Origin of the sequence: Brevundimonas sp. PWP3-1b1 (assembly GCF_049896065.1) — a bacterium.
GTDB lineage: Bacteria > Pseudomonadota > Alphaproteobacteria > Caulobacterales > Caulobacteraceae > Brevundimonas > Brevundimonas intermedia_B.
In genome coordinates this window covers 1,000,638-1,017,590 of record NZ_JAFCTO010000001.1, presented here as the reverse complement: position 1 = coordinate 1,017,590, position 16,953 = coordinate 1,000,638, and the positions used below count along the sequence as shown (strand labels likewise).

The 16,953-nt window shown below is 65.4% G+C and carries 12 protein-coding genes; 5 read left to right on the top strand and 7 right to left on the bottom strand.

Annotated elements, in window-relative coordinates:
• Window positions 1-322 precede the first annotated feature (322 nt).
• From ACP69V_RS04975 to ACP69V_RS04955, 5 genes are all read right to left on the bottom strand, one after another.
• Complete coding sequence (locus tag ACP69V_RS04975) at window positions 323-1,642, bottom strand: metallophosphoesterase (protein ID WP_426022902.1); 1,320 nt, start codon at window positions 1,640-1,642, stop codon at window positions 323-325.
• Window positions 1,642-4,560, bottom strand: a complete 2,919-nt coding sequence (locus ACP69V_RS04970) for a TonB-dependent receptor (protein ID WP_426022901.1) — start codon at window positions 4,558-4,560, stop codon at window positions 1,642-1,644. The genes ACP69V_RS04975 and ACP69V_RS04970 overlap by 1 nt, the downstream gene beginning before the upstream one ends.
• Before the next feature lie 84 nt (window positions 4,561-4,644).
• The gene (locus tag ACP69V_RS04965) at window positions 4,645-5,595 is read right to left on the bottom strand and encodes a FecR family protein (RefSeq protein WP_426022900.1); all 951 of its coding nucleotides are present in this window, start codon (window positions 5,593-5,595) and stop codon (window positions 4,645-4,647) included.
• Window positions 5,519-6,133, bottom strand: a complete 615-nt coding sequence (locus ACP69V_RS04960) for an RNA polymerase sigma factor (RefSeq protein WP_426022899.1) — start codon at window positions 6,131-6,133, stop codon at window positions 5,519-5,521. Before ACP69V_RS04960 ends, ACP69V_RS04965 begins: the two co-directional genes overlap by 77 nt.
• 731 nt (window positions 6,134-6,864) lie before the next feature.
• Window positions 6,865-8,043 carry a citrate/2-methylcitrate synthase gene (locus ACP69V_RS04955; protein WP_426022898.1) on the bottom strand — a complete coding sequence of 393 codons (1,179 nt, stop codon included), beginning with the start codon at window positions 8,041-8,043 and terminating at the stop codon, window positions 6,865-6,867.
• A gap of 115 nt (window positions 8,044-8,158) precedes the next feature.
• Between ACP69V_RS04955 and ACP69V_RS04950 the strand changes: the two genes are divergently transcribed.
• From ACP69V_RS04950 to ACP69V_RS04935, 4 genes are read left to right on the top strand one after another with little or no spacing between them, the layout of a single operon-like run.
• Window positions 8,159-10,345 (top strand): TonB-dependent receptor, encoded by a 2,187-nt coding sequence (locus ACP69V_RS04950; RefSeq protein ID WP_426022897.1) that lies wholly within the window; start codon window positions 8,159-8,161, stop codon window positions 10,343-10,345.
• Window positions 10,346-10,355: 10 nt separating this feature from the next.
• Window positions 10,356-11,681: a CitMHS family transporter gene (locus ACP69V_RS04945; protein WP_426022896.1), complete on the top strand. Its 1,326-nt coding sequence runs from the start codon at window positions 10,356-10,358 to the stop codon at window positions 11,679-11,681.
• Between the two features lie 2 nt (window positions 11,682-11,683).
• On the top strand, window positions 11,684-13,102 hold the full coding sequence (locus ACP69V_RS04940; RefSeq protein ID WP_426022895.1) for an acyclic terpene utilization AtuA family protein: 1,419 nt from the start codon (window positions 11,684-11,686) through the stop codon (window positions 13,100-13,102).
• Window positions 13,099-13,404 (top strand): DUF4387 domain-containing protein, encoded by a 306-nt coding sequence (locus ACP69V_RS04935; protein WP_426022894.1) that lies wholly within the window; start codon window positions 13,099-13,101, stop codon window positions 13,402-13,404. The genes ACP69V_RS04940 and ACP69V_RS04935 overlap by 4 nt, the downstream gene beginning before the upstream one ends.
• 356 nt (window positions 13,405-13,760) lie before the next feature.
• Here ACP69V_RS04935 and ACP69V_RS04930 read toward each other — a convergent pair whose 3' ends face one another.
• Window positions 13,761-14,792: a zinc-dependent alcohol dehydrogenase family protein gene (locus tag ACP69V_RS04930; RefSeq protein ID WP_426022893.1), complete on the bottom strand. Its 1,032-nt coding sequence runs from the start codon at window positions 14,790-14,792 to the stop codon at window positions 13,761-13,763.
• A 143-nt stretch (window positions 14,793-14,935) separates the two neighbouring features.
• Between ACP69V_RS04930 and ACP69V_RS04925 the strand changes: the two genes are divergently transcribed.
• On the top strand, window positions 14,936-15,832 hold the full coding sequence (locus ACP69V_RS04925) for a LysR family transcriptional regulator (protein WP_426022892.1): 897 nt from the start codon (window positions 14,936-14,938) through the stop codon (window positions 15,830-15,832).
• A 198-nt stretch (window positions 15,833-16,030) separates the two neighbouring features.
• On the opposite strand, the gene ACP69V_RS04920 is transcribed toward ACP69V_RS04925, so the two are convergent.
• Window positions 16,031-16,936: a LysR substrate-binding domain-containing protein gene (locus ACP69V_RS04920; RefSeq protein WP_426022891.1), complete on the bottom strand. Its 906-nt coding sequence runs from the start codon at window positions 16,934-16,936 to the stop codon at window positions 16,031-16,033.
• Window positions 16,937-16,953 lie beyond the last annotated feature (17 nt).

The following is a 16,953-nucleotide window of genomic DNA, read 5'->3' as shown; positions in this document are numbered from 1 at the left end:
GCGAGAGCGACGGCGGATAGGAAGACGGTCGGGTATCGATCATAGCGGGTGGCATGCCTCGCCAGTTCTTGCGACTGTGACTGTGCCGCCATCGACCAGCCCTCATGAGGGTCTATGGGCTCGCAGATTAGAGGGCCTTGGCTGAGGTCTATGCTGGCCACCCGTAGACAGCGGCGTTCAGCGCCATGTCACGACCGGAAATAACACGACGGATCATTCGAGCGGCGTCGCGTTAGGACGCCACGACCTCGGCAAGTCGCGGCCGGACATTCGAAATGCGCTTGGAGCAGGCACCTTTGCACGCCGCCCCGTGACCACTGAACTACCGTCGGTCGATGACTTCCCGCCCCTTGCTGGATTTCTCGATATCGAATGCGTCCAACCGGCGTCCGGTCGCGTCGAAGGTCCGGAACGTCAGTCGGTCCGTGCTCACATCCACGACCTGAAACAGCTGGGTGTCCCCAATCCTCACGTCGGCCTGCTCCGCAGACTGCGGGTTGAGCGCGTACATTTTGGAGCCGGCGATCGAGACGACATAGACCGGCCCTTTCGTGAAACGACGGCCGCCCGGCTCAAGCGCGCCCCCGTCCGGATCCGAGGTACGGCTGTAACAGTGATCGTGCCCTTGCAGGACAAGGTCGGCGCCGCCCGCCTCCAGCACAGTCCGGAAGGTCGAGCGGATGCGGGTCGGCTCGTAGTTTCGACCACAGCTGAACAGGGGATGGTGCATCACCACGATGTTCCAGCGCGCGTCGGAATGGTCCAGCGCCTGGCGCAGCCAGTCCCTCTGGGCCTCCAACGTGCCGAAATTCAGAGCCGACGTGGTATCCAGAACGATGAAGCGGACGGACTGGTAATCGACCATATAGGTCGTGTTCTCCGCGCCCGTCGCGCCGCCCTCGGGCAATGCGAACTGGACCGGCCAGTGCGGCCCCAGCCGGGTGTAGTCGGTGTCTCCGTCGGCAGCGCGGGTCTCAAGGTATTCGTGATTGCCGGCCGCCGGAACTTGAGGGATCGACGCCAGCAAGGGGCCCCCGCTCTCGATCCATTCGCCCCATTCGGCGTCGTGTGGATCGCCGTCGCGCTGTTGAACCAGATCGCCGGCGTGAAGGACCAAGGCGGCGTCCGGCGCCGTTCGCTGCGCTTGGCGCATGACCCGCGCGCCGACTTCCAGCACGTCGTTCTGGAGGTCGCCCAGATAGACGAAGCGGAACGGCCGTGCATGATCCGCCGCTGTGCGGAACGCGCGCCATTCGCCCCACCCGTCCGCCCCCCTCAGCCGGTAGGCATAGGCGGTATCAGGGCGCAGTCCGGTAAAGCGCGCCTGATGCCAGGCCGACGCGCCCAGCGGTGTTTCAAGCATGACGGTGCGCCCGTCGATGTCACGGGCCTGATCCTCGATCTCGGGCCCACCGTCGTCCAAAGCCAGCTCTGCCCTGGCGGCAGCTTGGCGCGGATCAGTGCGCCAGGCCACCGCCATCTCCCGCGCCGGATCCGAGCCCGGCGTCAGGACCACGCGGTCCGGCCAGCCGCCCGCCCGCCACCGCTCGGCCACGTGGGGCGGCACCGTCTCCGGATGCAGTTCCTGCCCCGCGAGCGGAGAACTGGCCAGCAGCGCGCCGGCAAGGAGACCGATCATCATCAGAAGGCGGCCCGCACGCCAACTTTGAATGTCCGCCCGAACGCGGAGTTGGTGTAGAGGATCGGACCGTTCTGATCGCCTCGATAATAGTCGATCTCGGCCTCATCGGTCAGGTTGGCCGCGTCGAGGTAAAGGCGGACATTTTCGGTCAGATCATAGCGCAGGTTGAAGTCCAGCTGGGTGACGGCGCGACTGTAGACGTCGGCCTCCGGGTCGCTTGCCAGGACCGCAAGCGCCTTACCCTTGTGGTTGGCGGCCAGGCGCAACGACAGGCGATCGTCTTCCCAGCCGACTGACAGATTGCCCAGGACATCGCGCTGGTTCGGCAGGGAGAAGGTTTCGCCCGCCCGCACGCTGGCCGAGGATTCCGAGTCTGCAAAGGTTGCGTTGGCCTGGACGAAGACACCCGACAGAAGGCCCGGCAGGAAGGTGAAGCTCTGTGTGGCGGAAAGCTCCAGGCCGATCACTTCGGCCTCGTCGCCATTGATGACGGTCTCGATCGAGGCGAATTCGTCGGAAACCCCTGCCGGAAGCTGCAGGCCCAGCAGCGGCAGGTCTGCGCCGTCGCCCTCGAAGTCGATGAAGAAGTTGTCGATCTTCTTGTAGAAGACCGCCGCCTGCAATGCGGTGTCCGACGAGGGATACCAGGCTGCCGAAACGTCGATCGAGTCTGCAGTCAGCGGCTCCAACCAGGGATTGCCGGCGAACAGGTCGCGGTCGGTCGGGTCGTTCTCGTCGAACTGCACCCGCATCCGGTTGGCGCGATCGGTGAAGTTGGGGCGCTGGATGCCGCGGGTGGCCGAGGCCCGGACCAAAACCTCGTCGGTCGGCTCCCAGCGCAGATGCAATCCGGGGAACCAGTCGGTGTAGCTGCGCGAAAGATCTCCCAGGTCGATGATAGTGCCCGTGCCGGGTTCTCTGTCCGGCCCGCGACCAGAACCGTCGAACTCGGTGAAAAATCCCTGCCCGGACGCCTCGGTGTGCTCGACGCGTACGCCGGCGATGACTTTGACGTTGTAGGCCGGCTCCATCGTCAGCTGGCCGTAGCCAGAAGTGACGTCCTCGGCGGTCAGATAATCGACCGCAACCGACAGGTCTTCGCGCTGATACTCCGGCTGGGCCAGCAGGACGGCTCGCGCCTCCAGGAAGGCCTGATAGGCGCTGTCGGCGGTCGGGAAGAAGCTGTCATAGCCCTGGCCCTGCACATCGAAGATATCCAGGTCGGCCATGTCGATCGAATAACCGAAGCTGCGCGGATTGCCGGTGTACTCGCTGCGATCGTTGAACTTCTCACGCCAGCGGGCCTTTACGCCGAAGTCGATCCGGGCGGGCATGGCGAAGCCGAGGTCCCGACCCAGGTCCAGACGCGCGGTCCAGATTTCGTCCTCACGCACCTCCGGCACGAACAGCAGCTGGTTGAACTGATAGTCGCCGGGATCGAAGGGATCATCGCCGTCGCCGCCATCGCCGATCGTCGGCAGCAGGGTGAAGTCCTCGCCGCTGAACTGCAGATCGACCAGCACGTCCTCCGTGCGGAAACGACCGCGCATGGCGCCGGTGTTCTCGAACTTCGACAGCGAGTAATCCAGCTGGGTGCCGACGTCCCACCCGCCGCGCGTCATCTTCAAGCCCGTCGACAGGCTGGTGATGGTGTCGTCGATGTCCTGAAAGAACAGCCGACGCTCGTTCTCGACGATGTCGAAGCGTCCGCCGCGCGGTCCCAGCTCCAGAATGTCCTCGTCCTCGGACTCTTCGATCACCCAGATGTCCTGGAAGCTGAGATCCTCGTCGTTCAGCTTGCTCCAGGTCCCGCGAACGAAAAACTCCGCGTCTTCGATCGGCCGGTACTCCAGATTGACCGAGGCGTTCCAGCGGGTGCGTTCGCCAGTCTCAGTGACCTGGATCACCTCGTTGGGCCGCAGGTATTCGGGTTCGTCAGCCTCCAGGGCGGTGACGTAGTCCACCCCGCTATCGGCCTCCAGTTCGGTCCCGGCGATCGGACGGCGCGAATAGGCCAGACTGGCGCCGAAGCCGAGACGGTCATCCATCAGACGGCGGGTGAAGTTCGCCGAGACCTGTTCACCCCATTCCTCGACGACATCGCCATAGTAGCCCTCGACACGTATCTGGGCGGTCTCGCGACCCGAGAAGGCGGAAAGAGTCTTCAGGTCGATCACGCCGCCGATGGTGTCGGCGTCCTGGCTGGGCAGGGTCGATTTGCTGATCTCGATCTGGGCTAGTTGCTCGTTCGAGACGGAATCCAGCGATACCGAGGCGTTGTCGACATTCGAGGTGCCGAGACGGACTCCGTTGACGGTGACGGCGGTGAATTCGGACGGCAGGCCGCGAACGGAAACGCTCCGCCCCTCTCCTTCTGAGCGCCCCAGGGACACGCCTGGCAGCCGCGACAGGGATTCAGCCACGTTCTGGTCGGCGAATTGGCCGATGTCCTCGGCCGAGACGACATTGACCAGATTGTCCGCCCGGCGCTCGACCGCCTGAGCCTGCAACAGGGCCGCGCGGGAGCCGTTGACGACCACCTCGGACAGGGTCACTGCATCGGCCGGCGGCAAGCGGCTCGCCTCGTTCGTGGCGCGCAGGGTGATGGCGCCGCCGGTTTCCTGAACGATGGCCAGCGGCAGGCCGGCGATGACCTGGCGAAGGGCCTGCGATCGGGTCATGGCGCCGCGCACGCCGGGCGAGCTCAACCCATTGACGGCCGCATAGGGATAGAGGATCTCGGCGCCTGCCTGGGAGGCGAAGGCGTTCAGCGTCGCCGCAGCCGGTCCGGCCGGCACGTTGAACTGGATCGTTGCAGCTTGTTGCGAAGGGGCCTGTGCGAAGGCTGCGGCCGGCAAGGCGGTCAGCAGAGTCGTCGAAAGAAGCAGGGCGAGCGTGCGCGAGCCGTTGGAAGGCATGATGGATCCCCGATGGCGCCTTGATCGCCGGTCGGCTGTCCCGCCGGCTTCTGACATCAAGGACGAAAGCGGTCCGACAAACCGCTACCCGGCAGACGCTTTTCTTTCGATGATGATGCGGCCATCCGCCGGCCGGGCCGCCAGATTGAACCCCTGCTCCAGCGCATCGAGAAAGGGCTCGGGCCTTATGGTGTCGAAACGACCGCCGATGCGAATGGCCGCGACGGCCGGATCGGCGATCACCAGTTTGCGTTCGAGATAGCGATTATACTCCGCCACCGCCTCGCCCAGGGTCTGGCCGGTGAAGACGATCTCGCCTCGCCGCCAGGCGGTGGCGGTCCCGACGTCCGCCGCCGACTCGGGCTTCGCCACCCGCCCCTTTGACAATCGAATCTTCTGTCCGGTGTGGGCTGTCGCGACGACGGATGCTGCTCCCGCTACGCGAGCGCCGCCGTCGATCACCAGCACTTCGGGCGCATCGTCGACAACACGCGTGGCATAGGCTCCCGGCGCCAGCAGGATCTCGTCCTGGCCCAGCTTGAGGGCTACCCCGTCCAGTGCGCCGTCATCAATGAACAGCGCGGCCTCGCCCTTTTCCAGCCAGACGTCACAGGCGCGACCGCGCGTCTTCCATGACACCCGGCTGTCGGTATTCAGTTCGATCATCAGACCGGGCGCGGCTTCGAAGCGCCGCATTTCGCCGACCACGGTTGCAGCATGGGCGCGGTCGTCGCGCAGCAGCAGGGCGCCGCCGGCGCCGACAGCCAGCACCGGCCCGACGACAGCGGCGGCGCGAAGCAGGGCGCGACGGCTGTGACGTTCGAGGGGCGGGCGTTGCAAACCTTCGGGAGTTTCCTGCTCCACCGCCCCAGCCCGCCCCATCGTCTCCCATGCGGCGAGGGCTTGGGCAAAGGCGAGGCGATGACGAGGGTCGGCGTCGCGCCAGCGCGCGAAGTCGTCAGGCCGAGCGGTCCCGGCGTCGAGCCGCACCACCCAGTCCGTCGCTTCCGCCTGCAGGTCCCTGTCGCTGCTCACCGCGCTGATCGTTCCCTTCCGCCAGGTCGCTGTCCAGCGCCTGCATGACTGATTTCAGACCCTTGGAAAGATGGGTCTCCACCGTAGAGACGGACAAACCCAAACGATCCGCTATCTGACGAGTGCTGAGGTCGTTGAATTTTCGCATCTCCACGCATTTTCGCCGCTGCGTCGGCAGGGCGGCGATGGCGTCGCGGACGATCCGCAGCCTCTGTCGGCCGGCCAGCTGAGCGAAGGCGTCCGGCGCATCGTCCTCCATGACCAGCAATGCGTCATCGCCCCGCCGGTCAAAGGGTGTCAGCCGGGCGCGCCGCAATCTATCGATCGCCACATTGCGCACCACCAGCAGGACATAGGCTTTTGGATTGGCCACAGCACGCCAGTCGGAGACGCCGATGACGCGGACATAGGCCTCCTGCACGATGTCCTGCGCGGCCTCGCTGTCGGTCGCCCAGCGCTTCGCCTGCCGGAAATAGGACGATTCATAGGGAAGAACGTGGTCGATGAACCACCGATCAACCTCCGACACCCAGGCCATGCGCCGCTCCTGAGTCCACCGGGACGGCGCAAGACTAGAGTGAAGGCGTCACAGTTCGCTGACAAACGTTTGTCGGTTCGGTGAAACAGCATCACCGTTGGTCAGACCTCAAGAAGCGGTCCTTCCGACAGACCGCAAAGAATCAGCAGCAGTCTCAGCTCACGCTACCTTCGCGTGCAGGATATACGGCCAGAAGTACCGTAAGAATGCTTTGACTGCTGCTGGAAATGCGACTCTGCCGCTGGGAGTACTAATAAATTCGAGCCTGGCGGGCGGTCCCTGCGCTGATTGCGCATCGAGACGGGCAGATCAGGTCTCAACTCGTTAAAATATAAGTTGTTTATTTCGACGCACCCCGCCCACTCACTCCCACTCGATTGTTCCACGGTCCAGAAGGCACTGACTTATAAGTGCCTTTATTCGATCATCGACACATGCCGTCAGCGCGACCGTCATCGAGATCTGCCTTTTGAAAAGATAGGGAAATTTAGCCGTGATAAATTTGCATGATGTCGGCTTCTATCGGTAAGGCATGCACTGCCCCGGTCGCCAAGGCTACGTGACGACAAGTCCCGTAACGCTCGCTCAATACGGTCGGTTCGATACCGACAGGTGCGGCCAAGTATCCCCACCCCACCATCTTTATGAGGTTACGCGAAGTCGCAGAAGCGCCACAACCGATCATCGGCTCAAGACCCGGAATGCGACACTCATCAATGCGCCGCGAATGATCAGCCCGGCAACGGCCCGGTATAGGTCGCCCGCGGACGCTCCACCCCCGCGATCATCTGTTGTTCCTGGGCGTGAGCGATCCAGCCGATCGCCCGGCCGATGGTGCCGATGCCGATTTCATTGCCTTCGAGCCCAAGCTTCTGGCCGAGAAACATGATCGGCAGGATGAAACTCGGTCGCATGCCTGTCAGCTCGACGGCCACGCTGATGGCGCGCGTCAGGCGATCGAACGCCAGGTCATCGACGAACGTCTGTTCAAAAGCAGACAATAACGCCTCGGCGCGGGGATCGCCCGTGTCGTGGATGTCGTAGCGATCGAACGCCGGAATGGTGTCGCCGGCCCGGAACACGCCGACCACGACATCCTCGGGACGGTCGCTGAGGGTGATCTCGCGAAGCAGTCGGCGCATCGTTTCGGTCCGCTTGACGCGCAGTTTCTGGCCGCGCCCGGCGAGCATCCCGACGAGGACGGCCGAATAAGGCGTCACTCCGGTCGCCGCCGAGCGAACCGCGTGGGTCGTCGGATCGAACTCGTGGTCGGCGGCGAGGATCAGCGCCCTCCGGATCAGATCCGCCACCCCCTCGGGCGCGCCCCTCGAGGCCGCGATAAAGCTGTGAAGCGGGGCGGAGGACGGCTGGTCCCCATCGACTAGGATCGCCGCCAGCCACCGCAGGGCGTCGGCGCCCGTCCGGGCGAAGCCCTCGGCGGAAAGGTCGAAGGCCAGCGGATTGGCGTGTTCGACCAGGGGCAGGACCGACAGGGCGCGATCATGCGCCGGCATCCTCCCCAGCACCGGGAAGAGGATGTCGTGGGAGGTCGGCAATCGCGGGAGGCGGTCCGTGAAAATGTCCGCCGGGTCCGCCTGCCAGAGCAGGGCCGCGACGGATTCCACCGAGGCGGTCTTCGACAGCTCGATCGCGTTTTGGCCCCGATAGTAGGTGCCGTTCTCGGTCAGCAGGGTGATGGCGCTCTCGCGCGGCGTCGGGGCGAGCGTACGGGTCCGCTGCACGCCCGTCATCAATCCGAGAATGTCGGAGCGCCAGTACCGCCGCGTTCGGCTGCCGGGTGTGGGAAACGACCGCAGCTTCTTGCGACTGACATAGGCATAGAGGGTGGCGGTCGAGACTCCGAGCATCTGGGTCGCCTCCGCAGCGTCGACATAGAGTTCGTCATCCATGGGGCCTGCATCGCATATTGACTCGATCAGTCAAGATTGACGTACCTTGATCGCCAAGGTTCCCTGTCATCAAGCACGACCGAAAAAGAGTCGGGCGATTGGGAAGGGGACGATCATGACCAAGGGATTTTACGCCATCATTCCGCTCGGGCTGGCCTTGGCGGCTGCCGGAGCCGCCCAGGCGCAGACGCCGCCCGTTGCGCCCGACACAGGCGCGACAAGCCAGGACGCCGCCCGCATCGACGACATCATTGTCACCGCCCAGCGGCGCAGCCAGAACCTGCAGGACGTCCCGATCACCATGAACGTCATGGGCGCCGAGGAGGTCGAACAGGCCCGGATCGTCCAGGTCAGCGACGTCGCCAATCGCACGGTCGGGCTGAATTTCGACGCCTTCCCGGCCTCCCAGCCCCGCCCCGCGATCCGCGGCATCGGCTCGTCGGACCGCGGCGCGGCCGGCGATCCGTCCACCGCGGTGTTCATCGACGAAGTCTATATGGGCCGGCCCGCCGCCGTGGCCTTCGACGCCTTCGACGTGGCGCGGATCGAGGTGCTGAAGGGCCCGCAGGGCACCCTATGGGGCAAGAACGTGGTCGGCGGCGCCATCCACGTCGTCAATCAGCGCCCCAGTCTTTCAGGGTTCGACGCCAGCGTCGCGGCCACCTTCGGGAACTACGACCGCCTCGACCTGGCGGGGTTTGCCAACCTCCCCCTCGGCGACACCCTCGCGCTTCGCCTCAGCGCCAGTTCGCGCACCCATGACGGCTACGTCCACAACACCTACCTCGACAACCGCGTCGAGGATCAGGACACCAAGAGCCTGCGGGCCCAGCTGCTGTTCCAGCCGTCCGACAATCTGAGCATCGTCCTCGGCATCGACGGCACGCGCGATCGCGCCACGGCCCAGGCGCGGCACACGATCGGGGTGGACCCGGCCAGCGGCACCGCCGCCGTCTGGCGCCCGACCATAGACCGGGATCGCGACACCACGCGGATGGACACCAACGGCTATGACGAGCGCGACACCTGGGGCGTGCGGCTCGGCGTCGATTGGACCTTCGACGACTTCGTGCTGTCGTCGATCAGTTCGTGGCGCCGGCTGGACTACAACAGCTTCGGCGACGGTGACGGCGGCAACCCCACGACCAACGCCCTGAACATCCGCGGCGACCAGATCGAGGAGACCAGCTTCGGCAGTCAGGAGCTGCGCCTCTCCGCCCTGCCGGGCAGCCGGCTCGGCTGGGTTGTCGGCGCCTACTATTTCCGAGCCGACACGGACCGCTCCGACATCTTCAGGCTGGACAGCCCGCCGCAGCCCTCGGGGACCTTCGGCGCCATCGATCGCTACGACCAGTCGAACATCACCGAAAGCGTCGCCGCCTTCGCCGACGCCACCTGGGCGGCGACCGACCGGTTCAACATCTTCGGCGGCCTGCGCTGGTCGAAGGACGAGAAGGACTATGATGTCTCGAACGCCGCCAGCACAGCCCTGCTGCGCGCCCGCGAGCGGTTCACCATCAGCGCCTCCGACTCGTGGGACGAACTGACCTACCGGGTCGGCGGCGACTATCAACTGGCCGACCACGTCATGGCCTATGGCGTGATCTCGAGCGGGTTCAAGAGCGGCGGCTTCCAGGACACGGCCGCGACCGGCGTCAGCGCCGCGACCCCCTTCTCGCCCGAAACCGCGACCAACTACGAGATCGGACTGAAGGCGGAGTTGTTCGACCGCGCCCTGCTGCTGAACCCAAGCCTGTTCTGGACCGACTACACCGACCTGCAGGTACGCCGCACCGTCGGGTTCGACACCATCACCACCAATGCCGGTTCGGCGCGGATCAAGGGCTTCGAACTGACCTCGCGCTGGGAACCGGTCGAGGGGCTTTCACTGGGTCTGGCCTATGCCTGGAATGACGCCCGGTTCGAGGAGCTGGTCGACAACGGCCGAGATTTCTCGGGCAACCGCCTGACGCGAAATCCCGAGCACAAATGGACCTTCTCACCCGCCTACGAACGCACCCTCGGCTCAGGCGCCGTGATTTCGGGGGCCGTGGACGTCCAGTACGAGAGCTTCATCTTCGACGACATCGATAACAACGAACTCAACGTCCGGCCGGCCAAGACGCTTGTCGACGCCCGTCTCGGCTTCACCAGCCCGGACGGCCGCTGGGAGGCGTCGCTGTGGGGCAGGAACCTTGGCGACGAGGTCTACATCACCCATCAATACATCCTGACCGGCGGCCAGTTCGCCTTCTACGGCGAACCGCGGACGTTCGGCGCCACCGTGCGCTGGCGCTACTAGGATCCCTGTCTTGAGCCCCAGTCTCCTCGCCCTTTTCGGCTTCGGCATGGTCATCGCCTTCATGGCGCTGATCATGACCCGGCGCCTGTCGGCCCTGTCCGCCCTGATCGTGATCCCGCTGGTCGTCGCCGCCCTGGCGGGCTTCGGACCGGAGATCGGCGGCATGGCCATCCAGGGCGTCGTGGCCCTGGCCCCCACGGCGGTAGTGCTGCTGTTCGCCGTCCTCTATTTCGGGATCATGATCGACGCGGGTCTGTTCGACCCGCTGGTCCGCCGGGTGTTGAAGGCGGTCGGCGGCGACCCGCGCAAGGTCGCCCTGGGGACCGCGATCGTGGCGCTGATCGTCTCTCTGGACGGCGACGGCGCGACCACCGCCATGGTCACCATCACCGCCTTCCTGCCCATCTACCGCCGGCTGAAGATGAATGTGCTGGTGCTCGCCGTGTTGCTCGGCTCGGCCAATGCGATGATCAACATCCTGCCCTGGGGCGGGCCGACCGCTCGCGTGGCCAGCGCCCTGCAGCTGGACATCAACGACGTCTTCCTGCCCCTGATCCCGGCGATCCTGATCGGCGTCGCCGGCGTGATCGCCCTGGCCTGGTATCTGGGCGGGGTCGAACGACGACGTCTGGGCGTCATGGCCCTGGAGCCCGGGACAACGGCCTTCACGGCCTTGCGTGAGGACGCGCCTGAGGTGGCTCGTCCGCGCCTGATCTGGGTCAATCTGATCCTGACCCTGGCCGTTCTGGCGGCTGCCATCACCCGCGTCCTGCCGCTACCGCTGGTGTTCATGATCGGACTGGCGATCGCGGTCACGGTCAACTATCCGCGCGTGATCGAGCAGCGCGCCCGCATCGCCGCCCACGCCCCCAACGCCATCGGCATCGCCGTCCTTGTCTTCGCCGCCGGCGTCTTCACCGGCATCCTCGACGGCACGGGCATGGTGGCGGCCATGGGCGCCGCCTTCGTCCATGTCGTTCCGCCGGCGCTGGGCCCGCACATGGGCTTGGTGACGGCCCTGGCGAGCGGTCCGCTCAGCTTCGTCATGTCCAACGACGCCTATTATTTCGGCATCGTGCCGGTCATCGCCGAGGCCGCCGGCCACTATGGCGTGGCCCCGGTCGAGATCGCGCGGGCGTCCCTGCTGGGCCAGACCATTCATAACCTCAGTCCGCTGGTGGCGGGCGTCTATCTCGTCGCCGGCATGCTGGATGTGGAGGTCGGCGCCATGCAGCGCTTCGGCCTCAAATGGGCCGTCGCCCTCGCGCTTCTGCTCGTCTTCGGCGCGGTGATCACCGGCGCGGTTCCGTTCGTCGCCGCTGGCGTGGGAGGATGATCATGACCGGGGCCCAATCCTCTTCCGAGATCGACGCCGCCGCCTGGACGACGGTGGTCGTTCCCGTGGGAGCCCTCGGCGCCGGCGTCCGCGCCGATCTTCTGGAGCAGGCGATGGCGGCCGGGGCGGACGCGATCGCGCTGGACGCCGGCTCCACCGACAGTGGTCCGGCCTATCTGGCGACCGGGAAATCAAAATACAGCCGGGACTCGCTCAAGGCGGACCTGACGGTGTTGATGGCGGCGCGCGACCGGTGGAAGGTGCCGCTGCTGATCGGCTCGTGCGGGACGTCCGGCTGCGACGACGCCCTGGACTCGACGCGCGACATCGTCCTCGAGATCGCCGACGAACTGGGTCTCAAGCCCCGCATCGCCCTGCTCTACTCCGAGGTCGATCCCGAATATCTCAAGGCCCGGAACACGAACGGCGGCGTGCATCCCCTGGCTCCGTTCGGGGCCTTGGAGAACGGGACGATCGACCAGTGCGAGCATATCGTCGCCCTGATGGGGCCGGAGCCCTACATCGCCGCCCTGGAGGCCGGGGCCGATATCGTTCTGGGCGGACGCACCACCGACACCGCCGTCCTCGCCGCCGTCCCCCTCATGCGCGGCGCCGGCGCGGGGCCAGCCTGGCATGCGGGCAAGATCGCCGAATGCGGCGGACAATGCACCGTCAATCCGATCGACGGCGGGGTCGTCATCCGGGTCGGCCCCGACCGTTTCGAAGTCGCCCCGATGAGCGCCGCCAACCGATGCACCCCCTTCACCGTCTCCGAGCACATGCTCTACGAGAACAGCGATCCCCATACCCTGTATGAGCCCGGCGGGGTCCTGCGCGTGGAGAGCGCCCGGTACGAGGCGCTTGACGACCGACGGGTGCTGGTGACCGGCGGCCGCTTCGAGGCCGCGCCCTATACGATGAAGCTGGAAGGCGCGGCCAACGGGCCCTTCCAGACCTTGATGATCGTCGGCATCGCGGCTCCGGAGGTCATGACCTCCGTCGATGTCTTCCTCGAACGGATGCAGAAGGCGCTCGACGACCGGACGCGGAGCGTTCTGGGCCTGGCGCCGGACGACTACACTATCTCCCTGCGGCCCTATGGCTGGAACGCCGTCACCGGTGCCCCGGTGGACAAGGGCTTCGTCCCCCGCGAACTCGGCCTGATGTTCGTGGCGACGGCGGCGACGCAGGATCTGGCGACACGCATCGCCAAGACCGCCAACCCGTATTTCTTCCACTTCCCCCTGACGATGGGGATGGAACTGCCCAGCTACGCCTTCCCGTTCTCACCGGCCGAAATCGAGCGGGGGCGCAGCTACGCCTTCCTGCTCAACCATGTGATCGAGGTCGCCGACGGCCATGAACTGGTCCGCACGACGATGATCGATCTCTCATCCGACGCGGGGGGACGGCGGTCATGACCAAACTGAAGGACGCCTGTTCGCACCTCCGGTCCAAGAACGCCGGACCCTTCTGGATCACCGTCGATCTGTTCTTCGACGGCCCGGCCTCGTTCGCGGTCTGGAAGGATCGCCCAGGTTTGAGCACCGAGGCGCTGGCCGCCGTTTTCGGCGTCGACCCATCCAGAACGAAGCGGATCGAAGCCCCGAATCTTTCCGTTATCAAATTCTCCTATCCGCGCGCCAATCCGCAGGGCGGCGTAGGCGAACGCGACATGCACAGCGGGCAACAGTATGTGCTGCTGCTGGATCACGAGGTTTGAACAGGAGGCGACGGCGGAGCGCCGCCGCCGTGGCGTCAGAACGGTGGGACCGCTCTCCTGTTATCCGGCTTGACCCCGATAGGGCTCGGAGGCGCCATGAGCGGACGTTGATTGCCTCGCGCAAATGGGCGGGCGCCGACGCCAGTGCCCTGCCTGGTTGGCCGGGCAATAGGCTTCACTCAGGTATGTTCCCGCCGCCGAGAACGGACCTAAGCTCGCGGCCAGAAAGGATGGTGCACTGAAGGCCGGAGGCGGCCGCTGACACGATATTCAGTGGATCCGTCGCATCGGCCCTGCTCGTGAGCCGCGATCGGCTGATCGCACGACATTTCTGTGCATAGCCGATCGCGAAACTCTCAGCCCCTTGCCTGCATATCGATCACGATCTTGCCGAACGCGCTGCGATCCAGGTGATCAAGCGCAGAGAAGAGATCCTCAAACCGATATCGCGTATCGATCACGGGCTTGAGGCTTGTTTGGTCCACCGCCCGCACGAGACGTTCCAGCGCCCGCCGGCTGCCCGTGCCGATGCCATGAATCGTGACGTCCTTCAGCATCAACGGCATGGCCGGAGCGGAGATATCGAACCCTTCCAGGGCGCCGATCTGGCAGATATGGCCCCCAACGGCCGCGAGCCTCACCGAGCTCGCCAGATGCGATCCGCCGATCACCTCGAGAATATGATCGGCGCCGCGATCCCCGGTGATGGCGAGCACCGCCTCCTCCCAATCTCCGGTCTGATTGTCGACGACATGGTCCGCCCCGAGCGCCATGGCGCGGTCGAGATTTTCGCCGAAGCCGCATACGATCACGCGGGCCCCGTGAGCCTTGGCGATCTGGAGGCCAAAAATGGCGACCCCGCCGGTGCTGGGGATCAGCACCGTGTCCCCGGCTTGAAGCCCTGCACGCTCGACTAGGCCGAACCAGGCCGTCAGCCCCGAGACGGGCAGCGTGCTCGCTTCTCCGTCGTCGAGAGTCGTCGGAGCGTGAACGAACCAGTCTTGCGGGAACGCCACATATTCCGAAAGCACCCCCGGATAGAAGCCGCCGAGTGTCCGATAGGCCGGCGTGCGGGCGTCGCCTGGCCGCAGACCGTCGATCCACTCCGGGGTGAAGGTCGAGATCACACGGTCCCCTATGGAGAGGCGCGTGACATCGGTTCCGAGCGCAACCACCGTCCCGGCCAGATCGGATCCCGGCGTAAACGGAAAGGCGAGCAGAAGGCCCCGACCGGTCTCGATCACCATCTTGTCGCGATAATTGAGCGCGACCGCCGCCACCTTGACCAGCACCTCGCCGGGTCCCGGCGAGGGGATCGGAGCCTGTTTCAATTCAAGCCTGTCCCGTCCAGGGGCGTCCATTTCCCAACGCCGCATCATGTTCGTCATCACGTGATCCTTCCAATCGGAAGACACCCGTCAGAAACGCCGGACGGCGCGCCCGTGGCTGTCAGCACAACAATCTGGGGGGTCGGATTGTCGACGATAATTCTCTATAATCGGGACGGGCTGTTGCCTTTGGAGACATCAATATGAAGGGTGGAGAGTTCGCCGAACTGACAGCCTTCATGGCCGTCTTCGACGATCGGAGCTTCAGGAAGGCCGCTACCCGCCTCGGTGTGTCCCCGTCCGCCCTGAGCCGGACCGTCCGGGCCCTCGAAGATCGGCTGGGAGTCCGACTGCTCAACAGGACGACCCGGAGCGTGGCGCCCACGGAAGCGGGCTTGGCTCTGGTCGATCGTATGCGGCCGGCGATGGCCGAACTGGACAGCGCGGTTCAGGAGGCCGGCGCCCGGCAGGGTCAGCCCCGGGGTCTGGTCAGGCTGAACCTTCCTCGCATCGCAGCCCGGCTCATCCTTACGCCCCTCTTCGCGGAATTCTTTGCCGCCTATCCGGACATTCGGTTCGATCTGGTGATCGATGACAGCCTCACCGATGTCGTCGCCAGGGGCTTCGACGCGGGAATCCGATCCGGCGCCCTGGTGCATCAGGATATGATCGCCTTGAGGTTGACGCCTGACCTCAGAATGGCGGTCGTGGCTTCGCCGGACTATTTTTCACAGCGCCCACCGCCGCGGACGCCGCTTGATCTTCACGACCATGTGGGCGTGACCTACCGGTGGAGCGAGAGCGGGGCCCTGTATCGGTGGATCTTCGAAGGTCCCCACGGGCCGATCGAAATGGACATCAAGAACAGGATCACGGTCAATGAGACCGATCTGATCCTTGCGGCGGCTTTGGAAGGGGTCGGCGTGGCCTTTCTCCCAGAAAGCTTCGTCGCCCCTTGGCTGCAGACCGGAAAGCTGGTGCGGGTGCTGGAAGACTGGTGCAAACCCTTCCCCGGCTTTCACATCTACTATCCGAGCCGGCGGCAGATGCCCGAAGCTCTGCGGGCCTTCATAGACTTCGTCAGGACAGCCGAACCCTGAGCCGGGTCGAGCCGCGAGCGGCGATTTGGACCCGAGCAACAGACGGTGTCCGCCGGCGACATGGCGAGGCGCGACAGGGAGTCGGGTAAGCGGCCATTCGAAACGTCCTGGTCAAATCACGAGCGGTCATCAGCTCCTCATCTGGAAGGAGGCATCCAGAAGCCCCAAGACGGCGAGACCTCTCATTCTCAGGCGTCTTTACAGGATCACGTCCTGAAGCATGGCCAGGAACGCTCGCACAGCCGGACTTGCCCGCCTGCTCTCTGGCCAGAGAGCCGTGATGTTATGTTGCTCAACTGCGAACCCCGTCATCACAGGGACCAGTTGCCCCCTCGCGACCCAGGGCGCCGCCATGAAGCTCGCGCAGATGCCGACCCCGCCCCCCGCCACAACGGCTGCCACCACCGCTTCGCTGGCGTCCACGACGATTCCGGCCGGCGGCGTGAACTCCGCCTCCCGCCCCCCGATGTTGAACGGCCAGCGGAACAACTGACCCGTGCTCTGGTAGCGCAGGTTGACCGTGTCGTGCCCTTCGAGGTCGTCCGGCACCAGCGGCACGCCGCGCTCCGCCAGATAGTCCGGCGACGCGTAGGCGCAGAGGCGCAGAGGTCCCAGCCGACGCGAGATCAACCGCGAGTCCGCCAGATCGCCTATCCGGATTGCGACATCGCAACCCTCCTCGATGATGTCGATGATCTGGTCGTTGAGACGCAGGTCCACGCTGACCTTGGGGTAACGCCGCCGGAACGCCGGCAGGGCGGGTGCGATCACGTGAATTCCCAGCGGCAAGGACGCGGCGATGCGAAGTATCCCCGAAGGTTCGGAACGCGACGCCATCGCCACCTGCTCGATCGCGTCCGCGTCCAACAGCAGTTTGACCGCCCGCCCGTGCAACGCCTGCCCCTCCGCCGTCAGGGTCAGCGATCGCGTCGTGCGGGTGAAGAGCGGGACGCCCAGCCGTTTCTCGAGCCTCTGCACGCTCTTGCTCACAGCCGAAGGTGAAATGGACAGGGCCCGCGCCGCGGCGGTGTAGCTCCCGAGCGAGCCCGCCTTAGCGAATGCGATAAGGCCGGTGAGCCGCTCCAGACCAACCTGTTCCTTCATGGCATGACTAAAGCGAC